Annotated in this window: 1 pseudogene; it reads right to left on the reverse strand. The window is 49.5% G+C overall.

Annotation, left to right across the window (positions count from 1 at the left end):
- A pseudogene (locus A3729_RS32875) lies at positions 1–323 on the reverse strand (hypothetical protein); the annotation flags it as partial.

The raw sequence follows: 323 nt of genomic DNA on the forward strand, positions 1-323 counted from the left end.
GTATCGATGCCCCCGGTGCTGTCAACATCGTAGGCGTCATTGATACCGTCACCATCACTGTCTAAGCTGGCAGTTAACTCAGCTTCAAGTTCATCATTCATACCATCGTTGTCACTGTCCAGGTCAAAGATGTTGTAGCTATTATCGCCATCGCTATCCAAAAGACTTATCGCGTCATCAATACCATCCAGGTTGAGGTCTTCTCCTCCAGTCAGGTCGACGTCAAAGCCGTTATCGATACCATCGTCATCCGAGTCGAGGTGCAATGCGACGCCATTTTCAATGGCACCGGGGAGGCCATCTCCATCACTGTCCAAATCAAG

Source organism: Oleiphilus sp. HI0043 (assembly GCF_001634935.1).